Annotated in this window: 13 protein-coding genes and 1 tRNA gene; 8 read left to right on the top strand and 6 right to left on the bottom strand. The window is 60.7% G+C overall.

Annotation, left to right across the window (positions count from 1 at the left end; translation table 11 throughout):
• Positions 1–122 precede the first annotated feature (122 nt).
• The 7 genes from CQR48_RS00540 to CQR48_RS00510 all read left to right on the top strand — a co-directional run bounded on the left by CQR48_RS00540 (position 123) and on the right by CQR48_RS00510 (position 10,027).
• Positions 123–1,475, top strand: a complete 1,353-nt coding sequence (locus CQR48_RS00540; protein ID WP_101451601.1) for an MFS transporter — start codon at positions 123–125, stop codon at positions 1,473–1,475.
• 72 nt (positions 1,476–1,547) lie between these two features.
• Positions 1,548–2,288 carry a creatininase gene (locus CQR48_RS00535; protein ID WP_371836368.1) on the top strand — a complete coding sequence of 247 codons (741 nt, stop codon included), beginning with the start codon at positions 1,548–1,550 and terminating at the stop codon, positions 2,286–2,288.
• A 1,212-nt stretch (positions 2,289–3,500) separates the two neighbouring features.
• The gene (locus tag CQR48_RS00530) at positions 3,501–5,117 is read left to right on the top strand and encodes an ABC transporter substrate-binding protein (protein ID WP_180334472.1); all 1,617 of its coding nucleotides are present in this window, start codon (positions 3,501–3,503) and stop codon (positions 5,115–5,117) included.
• Positions 5,118–5,287: 170 nt separating this feature from the next.
• The gene (locus tag CQR48_RS00525) at positions 5,288–6,283 is read left to right on the top strand and encodes an ABC transporter permease (protein ID WP_244898857.1); all 996 of its coding nucleotides are present in this window, start codon (positions 5,288–5,290) and stop codon (positions 6,281–6,283) included.
• Entirely contained in the window at positions 6,283–7,335 is a 1,053-nt protein-coding gene (locus CQR48_RS00520) for an ABC transporter permease subunit (protein ID WP_218971650.1), read from the top strand. The genes CQR48_RS00525 and CQR48_RS00520 overlap by 1 nt, the downstream gene beginning before the upstream one ends.
• A complete protein-coding gene (locus CQR48_RS00515; protein WP_218971649.1) occupies positions 7,332–8,933 on the top strand; it encodes an ABC transporter ATP-binding protein in 1,602 nt (533 codons plus the stop codon). The genes CQR48_RS00520 and CQR48_RS00515 overlap by 4 nt, the downstream gene beginning before the upstream one ends.
• The gene (locus CQR48_RS00510; RefSeq protein ID WP_101451598.1) at positions 8,930–10,027 is read left to right on the top strand and encodes a peptidase C39 family protein; all 1,098 of its coding nucleotides are present in this window, start codon (positions 8,930–8,932) and stop codon (positions 10,025–10,027) included. The genes CQR48_RS00515 and CQR48_RS00510 overlap by 4 nt, the downstream gene beginning before the upstream one ends.
• Before the next feature lie 258 nt (positions 10,028–10,285).
• Here the strand turns inward: CQR48_RS00510 and CQR48_RS00505 are convergent, their stop codons facing one another.
• The 5 genes from CQR48_RS00505 to CQR48_RS00480 all read right to left on the bottom strand — a co-directional run bounded on the left by CQR48_RS00505 (position 10,286) and on the right by CQR48_RS00480 (position 16,653).
• Positions 10,286–12,070: a trypsin-like peptidase domain-containing protein gene (locus CQR48_RS00505; RefSeq protein WP_101451597.1), complete on the bottom strand. Its 1,785-nt coding sequence runs from the start codon at positions 12,068–12,070 to the stop codon at positions 10,286–10,288.
• 289 nt (positions 12,071–12,359) lie between these two features.
• Positions 12,360–13,385: a threonine aldolase family protein gene (locus CQR48_RS00500; RefSeq protein ID WP_101451596.1), complete on the bottom strand. Its 1,026-nt coding sequence runs from the start codon at positions 13,383–13,385 to the stop codon at positions 12,360–12,362.
• 587 nt (positions 13,386–13,972) lie between these two features.
• Positions 13,973–14,055 (bottom strand) — tRNA-Leu (locus tag CQR48_RS00495).
• 322 nt (positions 14,056–14,377) lie between these two features.
• A complete protein-coding gene (tgt, locus tag CQR48_RS00485; protein WP_015449586.1) occupies positions 14,378–15,679 on the bottom strand; it encodes a tRNA guanosine(34) transglycosylase Tgt in 1,302 nt (433 codons plus the stop codon).
• A 596-nt stretch (positions 15,680–16,275) separates the two neighbouring features.
• Positions 16,276–16,653 (bottom strand): DUF3073 domain-containing protein, encoded by a 378-nt coding sequence (locus CQR48_RS00480; RefSeq protein WP_015449585.1) that lies wholly within the window; start codon positions 16,651–16,653, stop codon positions 16,276–16,278.
• A gap of 136 nt (positions 16,654–16,789) precedes the next feature.
• Here CQR48_RS00480 and trpS point away from each other — a divergent pair, with 136 nt between their 5' ends.
• Positions 16,790–17,878, top strand: coding sequence for a tryptophan--tRNA ligase (gene trpS, locus CQR48_RS00475; RefSeq protein ID WP_044092729.1), 1,089 nt, complete (start codon positions 16,790–16,792; stop codon positions 17,876–17,878).
• A gap of 178 nt (positions 17,879–18,056) precedes the next feature.
• Here the strand turns inward: trpS and CQR48_RS00470 are convergent, their stop codons facing one another.
• The gene (locus CQR48_RS00470) at positions 18,057–18,479 is read right to left on the bottom strand and encodes a sterol carrier family protein (protein WP_026650592.1); all 423 of its coding nucleotides are present in this window, start codon (positions 18,477–18,479) and stop codon (positions 18,057–18,059) included.
• Positions 18,480–18,965 lie beyond the last annotated feature (486 nt).

Genomic DNA, 18,965 nt, shown 5'->3' with positions numbered 1-18,965 from the left:
TCCGACACCGTAATCACCGGTTCACCATCGCGCAAATCACTCCGGCGATAGTACGAGGCAACGCAAACATCGCAGGTGCATAGCCAATCAAGTACAGCACCGCAATCGAGAAAGGTCCCGTCATGAGCGCTGCCACGGAATACCAGGTGATGAACACCTGGGAACGCCCACAGGACGATGAGCAACGGACCATGGTCCGCAAAGTCGCCGTTTCCTCCTTCATGGGCAACTTTATTGAATGGTTTGATTACGCCTCCTACTCCTACTTTGCCACTGTCATCGCGACCGTGTTCTTCCCCTCCTCAGATCGCACCGTCGCGCTGATGCAGACGTTCGGCGTGTTCGCCCTCTCATTCATCCTCCGGCCGATCGGGGCATTGTTCTGGGGCGCCTTTGGGGATAAGCGCGGCCGTAAAAGCGCCCTGTCTCTGTCCATCATCCTGATGAGCGGCGCATCCTTCCTCATCGGATGCTTGCCATCCTATGAGGCCATCGGCCTTGCGGCGCCAGGCTTGCTGCTGTTGCTGCGCATGGTCCAGGGATTCTCTGCCTCCGGTGAATACGCCGGAGCCGCAACATTCCTCGGCGAGTACGCACCGTCTTCCAAGCGCGGCATCTACTGCTCGCTTATTCCCGCCTCCACCGCAATCGGTCTGCTTGCCGGTTCGACGCTCGCGACTGTGATGACATCAAATCTCAACACTGTCGCCTTGTCCGGCTGGGGCTGGCGCATCCCGTTCCTGCTCGCCGGCCCGCTCGGGCTCATCGTGCACTATATCCGCACCCAGCTTGCTGACTCCCCGGTGTACGAAGAAATGACCAAGGCGCTGGAAAACAAGGAGAAGACCGCAGCCGATGGTGCGTCACCGCTCAAGGTGCTGTTCCGAGACCATCTGCGTGAATTGGTCATCAGTTTTGGTGCAAGCGTGCTCAATGCCGTGGGCTTCTATACCGTGCTGACCTACCTGCCCACGTATCTTTCCGAAACCGTGGGCATGGACGCCACCCAATCCTCCACCATCACCACCATCTGCCTCGTCCTGTATGTGCTGCTCGTGTTCGGCATGGGGCATATCTCTGATCGATTCGGCCGCAAGAAGGTCCTTATCGGCGCATGCGTCGCGTTCATCGTACTCACTGTTCCGGCTTTCGCAATCCTGAATACCGGATTGTTCTGGCCGGTACTGCTGGTCGAACTCGCCTTGTGCGCCACCCTCACTGCGAACGACGGCACCCTGTCCAGTTACCTGACTGAGACGTTCCCAACCAACGTGCGTTTCACTGGGTTTGCATTCAGCTTCAACCTCGCCAACGCACTCTTCGGCGGTACGGCACCGTTCATCGCCACTTGGCTGATCTACACGACCAAATCGACGATGTCTCCGGCATGGTACATGGTCGGCATCGCATGCATCGCACTGGTGGCAATGATCCTGTCGCACGAGAATACAGACAAGGACCTCGCTTCTATCTGACGGCGGCCTACCTGGCACGCAACGGCCCCACACGCAACAGACAACACAGAAAGGATCACCATGAGCTATCGCATGGCGGAAATGACCTGGCCGCAATTCGCGGCACGCAAGGACAAGCCGGTAATCGTCCCCATCGGCTCAACAGAGCAGCACAGCCAGCACCTACCTCTCAGCACGGACGCCATCATCGCCGGCCGTATCTCCCTCGACCTTGCCAAGGCGCTTGATGGCACGGTCATGCCGACACTCTCCTACGGATACAAGTCAAAGCCCCTGTCCGGCGGCGGCCCGCTGTTCCCGGGTACCATCGATATGAACGGCACGACGGTCATCAATCAGATGCACGATATCCTGCATGAACTCATCGATGACGGTTTCACCAAAATCGTCGTTATGAACGCCCACTTCGAGAACGAGGCGTTCATCGTGGAAGCCATCGATCTGGTAACCCGCGAGACCGGTGGGAAAGCGACCATCGTCGAATCGAATTGGTGGGACCCGCTGCCGGAAGAGGTAAACCGCCAAGTGTTCGATGGCATCGAATTCCCTGGTTGGGCCCTTGAGCACGCCGCTGTGACGGAAACCTCGCTTCTATTGCATTACGCTCCGGAGCTGGTGCACATGGACCGCGTCGTGTTCACCGGCAACGCCGAAGCGAAACCGTATGTGCGCTATCCAGTTCGTCAAGGCGACGTTCCTGATTATGGTGGGCTGGCCGATCCACGCGGAGCTACAGCCGAACGCGGCAAGCTCATTGCGGATGCCTGCGTCGCCGAGATGACGCGCATCTGCGAGCGCGAGTTTGGGGAGTGACCTTTACTCGCAAGTTCCTTCTTTCCCCTCTATGACCACCACTATGGCCGGCCCGCGCTGGGTGATTACTCGGCGTGGGCCGGCCGTTGTGTGAGCCGGGACTCGCATTGCCACCTGCAGGCAGAGCAATACGGCGGATTCCAGCCGACCCGGACCCCATTGTGTGAACGAATCCTCACACGACGACGCCCGCTACGATCCACACACCAGCCCGGAACGATAACACGGGTGACTATGCGAGCCAATCCTCACATAGTGACACCCGCAACCTGCCAGGCACCAGCTCGAGACCATGGAACCGGTCATTGTGCGAGCCAGAACTCACACAATCACCTTCTGACGCAGCAACACAGCAGATCACGGCCAGCCAGACAGTCATTGTGTGAGCCAATCCTCACACAAACACCCCTCACGACGGGAAATCAACGGATTTCAGTCGACTTGACTGCCACCATGCGAGCCAATCCTCACACAATGACGCCCAACGCCACTCGCTGGAAGGAATCGGAGCACGCCAACCGGCATCGTGCAAGTCAATCCTCACAAAGTCACGGCTCGAGCCTCTCAAAAGTGGCTGGCACAACAGCGACGACCCCAGCCGCCCAGCATCTGTCCAATCACGTATGTCTGGCCATACGCGGGACGGCGGACCTGCCAATCGAGCTGGAGTATCAGCTGACATCTAGTGTCTTGCGCGTCCCGTGATATGCGTAACCAGCCAATTGCCGGGCATCCCCGCCGCATCGACCCACATCCATCAACTTACGTATGCCCACACATACGCACGATGACAGACCCACCGTCCGGGCTGAGGCATCTCCCGGCATCTGTCACCTCGCGTATGTCCACGCACACTCACAACGACAAACCCACCGCCCGAGCCGAGATATCAGTCAATATCCGTCGACTTACGTATGCCGGAACACACACGACCCGCGCATCACTCCCGAAATTCCCCGCGACACACCCCCGCCTTCCGCCGCCGACAGAAGCCCCCGCACCGGCGTGTCGTCTGGTATGCTAAATCGACCGTCCCCAGCGATACGAATTACTTATAGCAAGCGCGAGACCGCCGCCATACCGCCGCACATCGCGCGTGCCGGTAATTTCCTCGTTATGCGAGACAGGAATACTTTGGAAAGCGCACACATCCTGCATGCAGAACAGCGCTTCGAGCGAACAGGCACAAGACACGGGAGAACAGATACGATTATGGGTCACACACTCCGCTCCGGCCGCATCAATCGGTCGACATTCGCAATATTCATCGCGGCCATCGCCGCCTTCACCCTCACGCTCGCCGGCTGCGGCTCCAGCACCGCCAAATCGTCGGGCGACCCCAACACGCTGACGGTCGCCATCTCATCGGCGGTCAGCACCCTGAGCGTCAATCAGGAGGCCGGCAGCGCGAACTACCAGCTGGCGGCCCTCTATCAGGAGGGTCTCACCGGCGTCGATGGCACGGGCAAGGTCATCCCGGCGCTCGCCACATCCTGGAAGTCCAGCGACAACAAGTCGTGGGTGTTCACGTTGCGCAAGAACGTGAAGCTGCACGACGGCAGCACGCTGACCGCCGACGACATCGTGTATGCAATCAACGTGGCCCGCGATTCGAAGAAATCACCGGGCCTGTCGGTGTATTGGCCTGATTATGTGCAGTCCGCCGAAAAGACCGGCGACAACCAGATCACCATCACCCTGTCCAGCCCGCACAGCGATTTCCCGATCCAGGTATCCAATGTGGCCGGCCTGTTCGTCACATCGAAGAAGTTCTTTGATTCGGCGGGCTCGAATTACGGCTCATCCAAGAAGCTCATCGTCGGCACCGGCCCGTACAAAGTCACCGAATTCGACCCGTCCAGCCATGTGACGCTCACGAAGTTCAAGGATTATTGGGGCAAGAACAATGGTCCGCAGACGGTCCGCATCGATTTCGTGACCGAGGATTCAACCCGCCAGCTGGCGTTCACCAGCGGCAAGGTTGACGTGTCGTTCAACGTGCCGGTGACGAGCGTCGCCCAGTGGAAGACGAACGGCGGCTCGACCACCGCGTATTCCGACCGCTCCTATTACGGCCTGACTTTCGACCCGAACGTCGCTCCGTTCAACGACATCCACGTGCGTAAGGCCGTCTCGTACGCGGTGGATAAGAAGTCCATTGTTTCCGGCATTCTCAAGGGCTACGGCGAGGTCGCCACGGGCATCGATTCCCCGGAGCAGCTCGCCGGTTGGACCGACAACGATGCGAGCAAGGCATCCAAACAGACGGCCAAGCTTCCCGCCATCAGCTACGACCTGAAGAAAGCGAAGTCCGAACTCAAGCAGTCCTCCAAGCCGAACGGCTTCACTACGACGCTCACCTACCCGACCGGCTACGCGCAGGTCGGCAAGGCGTCGCTCGCCATCGCGCAGAATCTCAAGAGTCTCGGCATTACGCTCAACGTGAAGGAAATCCCGCTTGAGCAGTGGCTGAGCGAAATCGGCAACGGCAAGCAGGGCGTCGGCTGGATGATTTACAACCCGACCACCCCACAGCCGAACGAAATCACGTCCTGGCTGCTCGCGGCGGGTGGTTCCGGCACGAACCCGGCAAACTGGAACAACGCCGAAGTCGCCGCGGAAACCGAGAAGGTCGGCACGCTGGACCAGGAGTCCGACAAGCTGGCGCTCGTGCTCAAGAGCACCACCACCGCGCTGGACGAGGACATCTACTCGCCGATTTACTGGGGCAAGTCGGTGGTCGCCACGGCAAAGGGCGTGAAGCTCGCGAAAATCGGCACGTATTGGCTCGGCACGAATTGGGCAGCGGATTTCAGCAAGAACGCGTAGCCTGATACTGGCATCCGCATCCGCAGGCCCCTGCGATTGAGCAGTCCGGCGATTGACGGCTTGTTTCCCGTGGCGGATTCCGTCGCGGGCGACAAGCCGTTCGCATCGCACCGGCATACCGGCGCTTCGGCGGGCCCAGCCCAGATGCGTATATAACGAAAGGCGGATTTGTGAAAGTCGCGAAGTTCATAGGCAGACGCCTCGCCAATCTGGTGATTCTGCTATTCGTGCTGTCGCTGGTCACGTTCGGCCTGCTGTACCTGACGAACAGCGACCCGGCACGCACATTGGCCGGCGCGAAAAAAGTCAGCGCTGCGCAGCTTGCGGCGATCCGCCACCAGTATCACCTTGACGAACCGTTGTGGAAGCAGTACATGATTTGGCTCAGCAACGCGGTTCACGGGGATTTCGGCACATCAATCCGCACGCAACTGCCGGTGTCTCAGATGATAGGGCAGCGCGCATGGGTCACGTTGACGTTGGCCTTGCTGGCTCTCGCGATTGCGCTGCTCATCGGTTTGCCACTTGGTGTGGTCGCCGCAAAACGGCATGGCACATGGCGTGACGGGCTGATCACCGCGCTGGCCGTCGTCGGGCTGAGCGCACCGAGTTTCGCTGTCGGCCTGCTGTTGCTGTACGTGTTCGCGGTCAAGCTGGGCTGGTTCCCCGTGTACGGGCTGGGCGACGGGAGTTTCGCCGACGCCTTGCCACATCTGCTGTTACCGGCGATCACGCTTGCGGTCGGCTTATTCGCCGCGGTAATCAAGGTGTCGCGCGCTTCGCTGCTCGAACAGGTGGAGTCGGATTACACGTTGTTCGCCCAGTCGCGCGGCGTTCCCCGCGGCACGATTACCCGCTGGCAGTTGCGCAATGCGGCGTTGCCGATTATGACGTCGTCGGGCTTGCTGATCGCCTCGCTGATTTCCGGCACGGTGATTGTGGAAACGACCTTCTCGATTGGCGGGTTGGGCACGTTGCTGCAGGAATCGGTGACGTTCAAGGATATTCCGGTCGTGCAGGCGGTGACGCTGCTGCTGGCGACCGTCATCTGTGTGACGACGGCAATCATCGACGCGTTGTATGCGCTGGCTGATCCACGGTTGCGTCCGAATGGCGGACACCGTAATTCCGCAGACACGCCGACGAACAAGGAAGGTGAGGCGTGATGTCCGATACGACACAAACTTCGGCACCGGGTCAAACCCCGCAGGACTCGCAGGTGTCAGCGCCTCAACCGGCATCCCTGCCCGCCGCGTCCCAGCCCGCCACGACGCAACCGAGCGCGCAGCACCACGCCGCGTCACCACAGCCGAATGCACCACAGCCGAACACACCCCAGCCCGCAACACTGCAACCCGCCACAACACCACGGCACCCGCGACTGCTACCGCTGCCCGCCCGCATCCGCCGCGCGATGAGCGGCTCGTGGGCCATGCTGATCGCCACACTGATTCTTCTGGCCACCGCTGTTATCGGCTTGATTCCATCGTTCAATTCGCAGGCGTTGAAGCAGGATATCGTGCTTGGCGCCGTTCCTGCCGGCACGGATGGCCACATATGGGGTACTGACGCGCTGGGCCGTGACGTATTCATGCTGACCATCGCCGGCGCCCGCACAGCCATCGCCGGCCCGGTAGCGATTGCGGTCGGCGCGATGGCGATCGGCCTCGTATTCGGTCTGCTTGCCGCATATACGGGCGGCTGGGTGGATTGGCTGATCTCCCGCGTAGTGGAACTCATGCTTTCCCTACCGACGCTGTTGCTCGCCATTGTGCTCGCCGGTCTGATTGGCGGCGGCTACTGGGTGAACGTACTCGTGTTCATGCTGCTGTACGCACCCTACGAAATCCGCCTGGTGCGGTCCGCCGCACTCTCGCACCTGCACGACCCGTTCCTCGATGCCGCGCGACTGTTGGAACTCAGCCCGGCGCATATCCTCGCACGCCACGTATTCCCGGTGATCCGGCCGGTGGTCGGGGCAGCCATGTTCCTCGACATGAGCAATGCGCTGGTATCGTTGTCGTCGCTGTCGTTCCTCGGCCTCGGCATCTCCCCACAGGCCGCCGATTGGGGCCGGCAGCTTTCGGATGCGCGCGACCAGCTGTTCAACAACCCGATGACCGCGATCGCACCGGGCATCGCAATCATCGTGGTCTCGGTAGCAATGAACATCGTGGGTGACTGGATCACCGCTCGTGCGGATAGAGGTGAACGATGAGCATCATGAACAACAGCCTGCAATCGACCTCGAAGCAAGGCCAGAATCCGCAGAACCCCGCCATTACGCTTCGTGGTCTTAAGGTGCGCATCGGCGACACTGAACTGTTGCACGGCGTCGATCTGGATATTCCGCGCGGCGACACCACAGCAATCGTCGGCGAATCCGGCTCGGGCAAATCGTTGACCGCGAAAGCCCTCGCCGGCCTGCTGCCGCGATATGCGACTGTACAGGGTTTATACAGCCTACTTGATGACACCGTAGATTTGGCCGGCGGCGAGCGCTCATGGCGTGCGTTGCGCGGCGGCGCAATCGTGTGGCTTCCACAGGACCCGTTCTCCTCGCTTGACCCGCTGCATACGTGCGGAACTCAGATTGCCGCCGGTATGCGTAGCGGCTCCCGTGCCGAGCGTCGCAATCGCGCGCGTCAGCTGCTGACGGATGTAGGGCTTGACGCTGGTATCGCCGACCGCTACCCGCATGAGCTGTCAGGCGGTATGCGCCAGCGTGTGGCGATCGCCGCCGCACTTGCGCCGAAACCCCAAGTCCTGATCGCCGACGAGCCGACCACCGCGTTGGACGCGCAGATGCAAAGCGGCGTCTTGGATTTGCTGGGCCGTTTACGCGATGAACGCCAGCTGACGCTTGTGCTAATCACGCATGATCTGGCGCTTGCCGCACAGCGCGCCGACCATCTGGTGGTGTTCCGCGACGGCAGGGTGGTCGAAACGGGGAGTCGCGATGACATCATCCGGCACCCGCGAACCGCGTATACGCGCGAACTGCTTGCCGCCCACGCCGGCATCGGCGAAACAGCACGTCCAGCCATCGGCAAGACCGTGGTCCGGGCCGAACATCTGGTGAAGCGTTTCGCCGGCACTCCCCGACCCGCGGTCGACGACGTTTCATTCGAGGTGCATGCCGGCGAAATCCTCGGTCTGGTGGGCGCCTCCGGTTCCGGCAAGTCCACGGTCGCGCGCTGCCTGGTCCATCTGGAACGCCCGGATTCCGGCGATGTGCGGTATGCGGACGGCAAGGGCGGCACGACCGGCTGGTCGATGCATGTGGCGCAACTCGTATTCCAGAACCCGTATCAGTCGTTGAATCCGACGATGACAGTCCGACAGACGCTTGCCGAGGCGCTGCGCGCGTCCGGGGAGACAGCCGATGACACGCATATCCGCCGGCTATTGGATGTTGTCGGGCTGGAGACCGAGTATCTGGACCGCAAACCGGGTACCTTGTCCGGCGGGCAATGCCAGCGTGTGGCCATCGCGCGCGCCCTTGCGCCGCAGCCGAAACTGCTGGTGGCCGATGAAGCGGTGACCGCGCTGGACGCGAATGTGCAACGGCATGTGCTCGAAACCCTGCTTTCGCTGCGGGAACACACAGATCTGGCGATTCTGTTCATTTCGCATGACCTTGATACCGTTCGTCGTATCGCTGACCGGATCGCGGTCATGGTCGACGGCCGGATCATCGAAGAGGGCGCCACCGCCGAAGTCATGGATCATCCGAAACACGAATACACACGCAAGCTCATCGCCTCAGTACCGCGGGCGCTGTCCGCGACCCCTACGACACAGGAACGTCAATGATAAGCGCCGAAGAGAACGCACAAAGCGCACAGAACATGCGAGAAGTCCTGTACCGCGCGATTGCCGTCCCACAATCGGTAAGCGGCCGGACGCAAGATATTCCCCGCGAAGCCGAACACATGGGCACAATCTGCGCTGTCGGCCCCAAGGCGTGTGACGATATCCGCTCGATCTATCTCAAACTGCCGGAAACCACGCGCGCCGCACTGGTCCAGGCGCAGGGCGCGCTGGAGCGCACGGTGTACATGGCGAACGACGGCCACGACACCGCATTCCTGCTGGGGTATCACCGCCCTCACACCGCCCAAGAGAAGCTGTGCGCGTTCAGCGGTTGCGAACGTCTGCGGAATGGACTTGTCGAATATGCAGCACTGCACGCGATTCATGATTCGCACACGATCACAGTCAAAACAGAGCCGGGAGTCTATGCCGAACAGGCAATGACGACATACGACGGGCGATCCTGGCGTGTGCTGGGCGAGCATGACCACTACCGCCAGACCACGGAATTCACCTGCGGTCCGGTTTCGCTGCTCAACGCGATGCACCGGCTGCATCCGCAGATGGCGGCGAACCGAGTGGACGAGCTGCATATCTGGCGCGAGGCGACGATTGCCGTGGCATGCGAACCATATGGCCTGGCATTGAGTGCGGCGAAACGTGGCGAGAATCCACGCATCGTCGTTTCCAAAACCGGGCCGGTGCTCAATCCGGCGCATGGCGCGATGGGTATGATCGATGCCGCAATGTCACGCGATGTGCAGGAGCATTTCGCAACTGAGGCGCGGAAAATAGGCGTTCCCATCAATATCACGTCGTTCACCGCAGCGAATGTCGCGCGGCGGCTGGATGGCGGGCATGTGGCACTGGTGCTGATTGACGAGCATGTCATGCACGGGGTAACCTGCCCGCATTGGGTGACTGTGACCGGCGAACTTGCCGACGGCACGCTGCTGGTCGACGACCCGTGGATTGACGAGCCCTACGGCGAAACGCTGGTGGACACCTACCAGCTGCCAATCCGACAGGCTGATTTCGATCTGATGATCCACTACGACGAGCCGGCGAGCGCCCAAGCAATGGTCATTCTGTAGTCCACTCCCAGTCCCCTCACAAACCAGTTATGCTCACACGCCTCCCAGCGTAACCAGTTTGGGTAACCACTAACCCGGTTACGGCGGGAGTACGAGCGCGCGCACCAGCACAACCCACAAACACACCGGTACAACCCGCAGACACACGCGCAAACGAAAGGCCCGGCAGGACTCGTGAGTCCATACCGGGTCTTCGTTATCCGGAGCGCCTAGTCAGCGGGTTTTCCGCAGTCAGCAGCTTTCCGCAGACCGTGGGATTTACCACAGGCCGAACGGATCGAACACGCCGCCGCCGTCATCGTTGGAACCGTTGCCGCTTCCATCGCTGCCGCTGCCGTCGCCGTTCCCGCTGTTCCCGCTATTGCCGCTATTGCCGTTGCTGCTTCCGGAACCGTTCGAGCTATTGGAGCTCGTAGCGGTTTCAGCCTGGTCGAGGGTCACGTCCACATCCATCGTCTTGCCGTCGCGCACGATGGTGAGCGTCACTTTCTCGTTCAGTGTCGCGGCCCGCACGTAGCCGAGCAAGGAGTAGCTGTTGGTCACCGCGTTGCCGTTGAAGGCGACGATGGTGTCACCAGACTTCAAGCCGGCCTTGTCCGCCGCGCTGCCGGAGGTGACTGCGGAGCTGGTTCCGGAGGAGGTGATCTCGGCGCCGCCGCGGGTCACGCCGTCGGCTTCCACGGTCGCACTCTTGACGGTCACGCCGAGTACAACGTGCGTCGCCTTGCCATCCTTGATGATTTCATCGGAGATGGTCTTAACCACGTTGGACGGGATGGCGAAGCCGATGCCGATCGAACCGCTGGAATCGGAGCTCGAGGAGCTGGAGGACGCCGTGGCGATCGAGGAGTTGATGCCGATGACCTCACCGGCCGCGTTGAAGGTCGGGCCGCCGGAGTTGCCGGGGTTGATGGCCGCGTCAATCTGCACCGCGTTGGTGACGACCTCGTTGTTATTGTCGTCGGTCACGGAGACCGGGCGATTCACAGCGGACACGATGCCGGTGGTGGCGGTGTTCTCATAGCCAAGCGGGTTGCCAATCGCCATGATGGACTCGCCGACCGCCAGCTTGTCGGAATCGGCGAACGTCACCGCGGTCAGGTCGCTTGGCGGGTTGCTGAGCTTGATGACCGCCAGATCAGTGGTGCTGTCGGTGCCGACGACCGTCGCAGAGTAGATATCCCCGTTGGCGAGGGTTACCTGGATGTCGGAAGCGCCGGAAATCACGTGGTTATTGGTGACGATATAGCCCTTGGTATCCACAATCGCACCGGAGCCCTTAGCTACTCCACCGCTGATGGTCGCCTGGATGGACACCACGGATTCCGAGACCTTCTTCTCGACCGTGGTCCAGTCAGTGCTGGTGGTCTTGCTGTTGGTGCTGCCGGAGCCGGATGTGTTCGAGGACACACCGCTGAGCGAGCTGGTGGTCGGGACTTTCACCCAACCGTTGGTGATGGCCGCATACCCGAATCCGAGGCACAGAACCGCCGCGACCAGGGCCGCGACGACGGCGACGACCACGTTATTCGCGGTCTTGTGCGCTGCCGGGCGTCCATTCGGGCCCACCGGAGGGATGGCACCCGGACCCTGCGAACGATTCGGATCTTGTGGGCCTTGCGGCGGGAACGCCGGGGCCTGCGGACCGTTGGCCTGCGGCGCGTTCGGTGCTTCGCCGTTCACAGGCGAGCCGACGGGCTGCTGGGCGTTCGCATTGTTGACGTTGTTCGCATTGTCACCGTAATACCCTCCGTAGTAGGCACCGTACGGATTCTGCTGGTGTTGCGGCGGCATCTGCTGGGTCTCCGGCGTCTGCTGGGCGGGCTGCGTTGGGACCGGGCCGTATGCTCCGTATTCCGGCGCCGGGGTGTACACCGTCGGCTGCTCATCGCTATGCTGCGCGGTATCCGCCGCGTTCTGATCCGCGTTCCAGCCCGTTCCGTTGTCTGTCGTATGGTCGGTCGGGGGCAGCGGCGCAGTCCGCTGGACGTCGTCCTGCGGCTGGTCGGCCTGGTTTTCCCAACCATTATTGGTATCAGCCATAATCACTCCTTGCCTGACTCACGGCCGGCCCCATATGGCATGTCCGGCCTTTTCACTAGTTATGAGTAAAGCCGCAGCTTCTCCACGTTTCCTGAATGTTTTTTGGAAATGGATTCAAAATTGTCCCCGGATATCCAAAAAACGCGAAAAATCAGGGATATCAGCTGATTCATCGCGGCCTTATCCACCATACGAATCAGCTGAGAGCGATGGGCGCACGTGCCCGTCACGCCGACGGCACACGTCACACCACCCCGCATCAACCCGCGACGCACAGCAGAACACCGCGTCATAGCAAGTCAATCAAGCGGTCCACCGATTCGGCGGTCGTCGCCCAGCTGGTGCAGATTCGCATCACAGTATGATCGTCGTCATACCGCTCCATGAAGCCCATACGGACCTCACGTTCCAGCCGGTCGATGGTCGCATGGTCAAGAACCACAAAAATCTGGTTGGTCGTGTTCTCGTACACCATCCGGTAGCCCTTGGCGCGCAAGGCCTCGCGGATATGGTCGGCCATCTCGTCCGCATTGCGGGCGATTCGCGTGTACAGCCCGTCGGTGAACAGCGTGTCGAATTGCAAGCCCAGCAGCCAGCCTTTCGCCATTAACGCGCCGTGCTGCTTGATACGCGTGGTGAAATGCTTGGGCATGTTGTCTTTGGTGAACACCACGGCCTCACCGAACAGCGCGCCCACTTTTGTGCCGCCGATATAGAACACGTCCGCGATCCGCGCGATATCCGGTAGCGTCACGTCAGCGCCGGATGCCACCAGCCCATAACCAAGACGGGCGCCGTCGATGAACAGCGGCATGTCATAGTCGTGGCAGACTTCCGCGATGGCTTCGAGCTGCGCCTTTGTGTACAACGTGCCGTATTCGGTGGGGTGCGAGATGTACACCATGCCGGGGAAGACCATATGTTCATGGTTGCCGTCGGCGTAGAAGGTCTCGCAATACTCGCGTAGCTCGCCGGCATCAATCAGCCCGTCGTGCTGCGGGAGGGTGAGCACCTTGTGCCCGGTCGCCTCGATCGCGCCAGCCTCATGCACGTTCACGTGGCCGGAATCTGCGGCGATCACGCCTTCGTACGGTTGAAGCATCGTGTCAATGACCAGCTGATTGGTCTGCGTGCCACCGGAGATGAAGCGGACCTGCGCCTGCGGGCAATCGCACGCCTGGCGGATCTTCTCCTGGGCGGCCTCGCAATAATGGTCGGTGCCGTAGCCCGGCAGCTGCTCCATATTCGTCTCGGCGAGACGTTTCAGGATCGCGGGATGAGCGCCCTCACTGTAATCGTTCTGGAACACGAGCATGGATACGCCTCGAATCGTAAGTAGGACAACGGCTGAATAACAGTGACATCCTATCATTGGGGCCCTGCGCACAGCGAGCGCTCGGCACGACGAATCTGTCTTGTGCAAGCCGTATGAATCCGCGAGATATCGGCACTGACACCGGCGACACGGGAGATTACGACGCAATAGCCCATATCCACGCAATCTCCTACCGCCGACGCGGGAGATTACGCGCACATCGGCCGCTCGCATGCAAAGTCCCATGTTTTCATGGGAGTTTATCGCCGATGTACAGATTCGGCGTTGTTCTCCCGGTCCCGCGCCCCGAGGCGATTTTCAAGAATCGCGGATTTCCAACGTTTCCGTTGGGAGTTCTGTTGCGAGAATCCCGAATTCCGACAAACTCCCACACCGCACACGGGAGAACTGACCCGAATCACGGAAATCTGTCATTTCTTCCACACCGACCATGAGTCGTCAGCCTGTCCAGCCTCTCTGCCTCCGCCGACACCGAGACACTCCTTGGCATTAGTAGACGGTCGAAAATTCACACGGGCAACAGCCGAAAAACAAAAAAACCGGAGCCGAAGCTCCGGTTTTGTTCGTGCGAGCGGAGGGAGTTGAACCCTCACGAGCATTCGCTCACTGCCACCTGAAGACAGCGCGTCTACCATTCCGCCACGCTCGCAGACAAATAGACAAGATACCATGATTGACCATCTGTTGCAAGCTAGCATCATCGGCGTGTCGCGAGCATAGATGCCAGCCGACTACTGTCAACACGCAGAAGGGCGCCGCGAAGCAACCATAATGAGGCGCCCCCAAAAAGCACCCGCCGGCCGGCGTTGCTCCTGTCGTCATACGCAGCATCACCAATCAGCATCAACGCCAACGCCGTCTCCAGCGTCACCAACGCAGATATCAGCAGGCTGCCGGCTTGAGGCGTCATCAGGTCACCACGCGGCCCACTCAATCGCCCGCGCGGCTAGCTCGCCCGCGCACCCAGATGCTCACCCGCGCGACCCGTTCGCATAGAATCGCGCCAGCGTCTCGTCGCGGAACTCGTCGAAATACCCACCGTCAATCGACGCGCGAATATCGTCGAGCAGCTTCACGAAGAAATGCTCGTTGTGAATCGTCGCCAGTGTGAAGCCGTTGAGCTCCCTCGCGCGCAGCAGATGGTCGACATACGCCCGCGAATAATGCGTGCACGTGTAGCAGTCGCAGCCCTGTTCGAGCGGTTCGAAATCGAACTTGTTGGCGGCGCGCTTGATGTTGTACCGTCCGTCGCGAGTGAAGATGGCGCCGTTTCGCCCGCAACGCGCGGGGGCCACGCAGTCGAAGGTGTCGCCGCCGTTTTCCACGCATGCGAAGATGTCATCCACCGCCGCGATGCCAAGCACGTGACGCGGCCGATTCTCCGGCATTGCGTCGCAGATCCACGCGCACGTGTCGCCGATAATCCGTTTCTCGATCGCGCCTCCGATACCGACGCCGTCGAAGTCCAGCGAGGCGATTTCCTCGGCCGCATGCCGCCGCAAATCCTCGTAATTCGCGCCTTGGACCACGCCATATAGCGCCTGGTACGGCTTGCCGAGCCGCTCCCGGGTGAGCCGCTCATGCTCGGCGACGCACCGCTTCGCCCACCGGAACGTGCGTTCCACCGAGCGTTCCTGATATCCGCGCGTATTCATGAGCGTGGTCAGCTCGTCGAACGCGAACATAATGTCGGCGCCGATCTTGTGCTGGATTCCCATGCTGATTTCCGCGCTGAACCGGTGTTTTGCGCCGTTGAGCGGCGATTTGAACGTCACGCCGTCCTCGTCCACGAAAGCAAGGCGCTGCTTGCCTTCGGCGATCACGTCGTCCGACTTCATGCCGGTCACGTCCATGGCGAGCGTCTTCTTGAAGCCCGCGCCCAACGACAACACTTGGAATCCGCCGGAATCCGTGAAGGTCGGGCCGTCCCAGTTCATGAACTTCGCCAGCCCGCCGGCCGCATCAAGCACATCCTCACCCGGGCGTTCGAACAGGTGGAACGCGTTCGACAGCAGGCATTGCGCGCCAAGCTGCTTCATGGATTCAGGCAGAACGGCTTTCATCGCTCCCTGCGTGGCAACCGGCACGAACGCGGGCGTATGGATGTCGCCGTGCGGGGTGTGGATGATGCCGGTGCGCCCGTACCGCGCGCCGCCACGCCCTTTGCCGTTCGCGGCATCCGGCAGACGGGTGATGGTTTCGAACCAGAACGCGCTACGGTCACCGGGTTTGCCGGGCTCGGCGCCACGGGGGTGTTCAAGCAGACTAGTCATAGCCGCTACTTTAGGCGGAACCTAGGGAAAAGGCAGTTCGCGGCAGAATTCGCGCGCTGTCCGTTCGCACGCATATGTCCCGATGATGCCCCGATAACACCCTGACGATGCCCGGCGTCCCGTCGCATGACTGCGCGGAACTTTACGCTCATAAGGGCCGTCAGCGAGTAACTTCCCGGATTTTACGGGAGTTTATGCGAGATTCCATGATTCGCGGATAAACTCCCACGCAGAACCCGGGAGTTTGACGCGATTCCTCGACACGGACGATAACCTCCCAATCAAAACGTTGGAATTCCGCGATTCAGAAAAATCGGCCTCGAAGCCTTCAGCGGGAGTTTATTCACCAAACGCAGTATCCGCGATAATCTCCCACGCAAATCCGGGAGTTCATCCGCTGGCGGGCGGTTCCGGCACAAAGTCCCGCCCACAACACAATTGACCGCGCCCGGCATATCAACCGGACGCGGTCAGATCACGTAGTGCTGAGCTGGTGTATCGCCGCCAGCCTTCTGGCTCGGCTCACAGCACCGGCACAATCGCAAGCAACCGCCAGAACCACCAGCGGCCGCTGCCAGCTACCGATGCAGTAACAGCTACTTCGCCGCCGACTCGTCGCTCGGATGCGGCTTCGGCTTCATAGCGCTCGGCAGCGGCATGTGAATCGGCTTATGCGGCTTGACCGGCGTATGCTGTGCCGGTGGCTCGTCGCTCGCGGCCTTCGCCGCCGCTTCCGCCGCCCACTTGGCGTATTCATCTAGATCGTCATCAACTGGTGATGACTCGCTCTTTGTGCCCTCGCCCGACTCATGCGCATACTGCTCTTCGACGTCGGCGAACGGATCGAACGAACCGGTACCCGGCTCCTGGGAATTGAGCTCCTTGGCGAGCTCATCGTAGTCGGTATCGGTAGTCAGGTACTTGAGCTTACGGGCTATTTTCTGCTGTTTTGCCTTCTGACGTCCGCGGCCCATCTGACCCCCTGCAATACTTATAGTTGTTGAATCATCATATAAGAGAGTACCACTTATTATGCACGTGGTGGTTGTCTGCTGAGACTTTTACGATAAAAGCAAGTTTTACTTGGGCTTTCAAGGCAAAGGAATGGTCATGGCAGATGAGCAAGTGACTGCTGTAGGCAACGAGATGAGCGCGAGTTTCCTCGCCGCGAAGAAGCGTTCGGACGAGACGCAGGCTGCGCTCAAAGAGAATCCGGGCAAGTTCACCATGCTGACCGGCGACCGGCCGACCGGACGACTGCACCTTGGCCATTACTTCGGCTCGATTCGCGAGCGTGTCGCCATGCAGAACATGGGCGTGAACACGAATATCATCATCGCTGATTATCAGGTGATCACCGACCGCGACACCACCGAGCATATTCAGGACAACGTGCTCAACCTGGTGCTTGACTATGTGGCCGCCGGCATCGACCCGAACAAGACCATGATTTACACGCACTCCGCGGTTCCGGCGGAGAACCAGCTCATGCTGCCGTTCCTGTCGCTGGTCACCGAGGCGGAGCTGCACCGCAACCCGACCGTGAAGTCCGAAATGGAGGCTTCCGGCCACGCGCTGACCGGTCTGCTGCTCACCTACCCGGTGCATCAGGCGTGCGACATCCTGTTCTGCAAGGCCAATGTGGTGCCGATCGGCAAGGACAATCTGCCGCATGTGGAGATCACGCGCACCATCGCCCGCAGGTTCAACGAGCGGTATGCGAAGAAGCACCCGGTGTTCCCCGAGCCGAGCGCGATTCTGTCCGAAGCCCCTGAAATCCCAGGTCTTGACGGCCGCAAGATGAGCAAGTCCTACGGCAATTCGATTATGCTGGGCGCCACCGCTGAGGAGACCGCGAAGCTCATCAAGAAGAGCCGCACCGATTCCGAGCGCAAGGTGACGTATGACCCGGTGAACCGTCCGGAAGTGTCCGCGCTGCTGACCACCGCCGGCCTTGTGACTGGCCGCGACCCGAAGGATATCGCCGAGGAGATCGGCGATGCCGGCGCCGGCGCCCTGAAGGCGTATGTCACCAAGTCGGTCAACGAGTTCCTCGCACCGCACCGTGAGCGTCGCGCCGAACTCGCCAAGGACATGGATTCGATCCGCGACATTCTGCACGACGGCAACAAGCGCGCCAACGAAATCGCCGAACAGACCCTGGACGAAGTCCGCGAGGCCATGGGCATGAAGTACTGACCCGGGGTCAGGTAGCTCTCGCTGCCCCTCACAAACTGGCTACGCTAAGAAGGCCCTTAGCGTAGCCAGTTTGCGTATGGCGAGCAGAGGAAGGTCTTAGCGTGAGCGTATTGCGAACCGATCGCGAGTATCACACAATAGCACTGTAGCTTCGCGCGCAATTCTCACGCACGCACGCTCAGACGAGCGGTAGTAGGCCGCTCAGATCGTCACGTTCGCCGACTGCGCTGATGCGGCCGGCCTGCTTCTCCTCGGCCCACGTAGTAATGCCGCATGCCAGACGCAGCCACACGTCCGGCTTGAGTTCAATCACATCAGGCGGCGTGAGATTATGCGGGTCAGACGCCGGTCCGTCCAGGATCTTGATGGCGCCCCACGGTGCCACGCGCACTTCGACGCCCTCCCCCGGCGCCTTGCGCTCCAACAGATACAGTGAGTACCGCACGGCCCACGCCCACACCGGACGCGGCAGATTGTTCGGGGACACGGTCAGACGCCCTGTCTCACTGTCATCCTGCGCGGCGAGCTCCCGCGCCTTGTCGCGCCACTGTTGCAGCCCGTCACGGCCTTTATCAATATCCTGTTCCCTGATTACCGGCATACCCCCATTGTGCCACGGCAGGCCCGTAACATGGCGTGGTACATGGCGTATGGGCGGTTCGAATGTGCTGTGCTGCACCGCGTATGTTCGGGCATTCGTCACACGACGGATGGAAGCGTCCCGCCCTGCCTGGAAACCATAATGCCGACATACGTATGCCACGACATACGCAAACTGCAGAACACGGACCGGCGCAGGCACGCTTCGGCTAAATCTGATTCGTTGCGCATACCGCGGCATACGTCACGCAACGGATGGGAGACGTTCCGCCCCGCATGGGAACCGAAATGCAGACTTACGTATGCCACGACATACAGGACGGACATGGAAACCAATACAGCAATCCAGACTCCCCCACGCCCACCCGGACACGCATATTCGCCGATAACGCAAGAGGCGGAAGCCCGCACCGCACATTACACATGCAGTGCAAAGCTTCCGCCTCTTTGGTCGACCGGCGTCTACCGGTCTTAGCCTACCGATTCA

The organism is Bifidobacterium thermophilum (assembly GCF_002846655.1).
Taxonomy (GTDB): domain Bacteria; phylum Actinomycetota; class Actinomycetes; order Actinomycetales; family Bifidobacteriaceae; genus Bifidobacterium; species Bifidobacterium thermophilum.
Note: the sequence above shows the minus strand (reverse complement) of the source record. Positions and strands in the feature narration are given on the sequence as shown.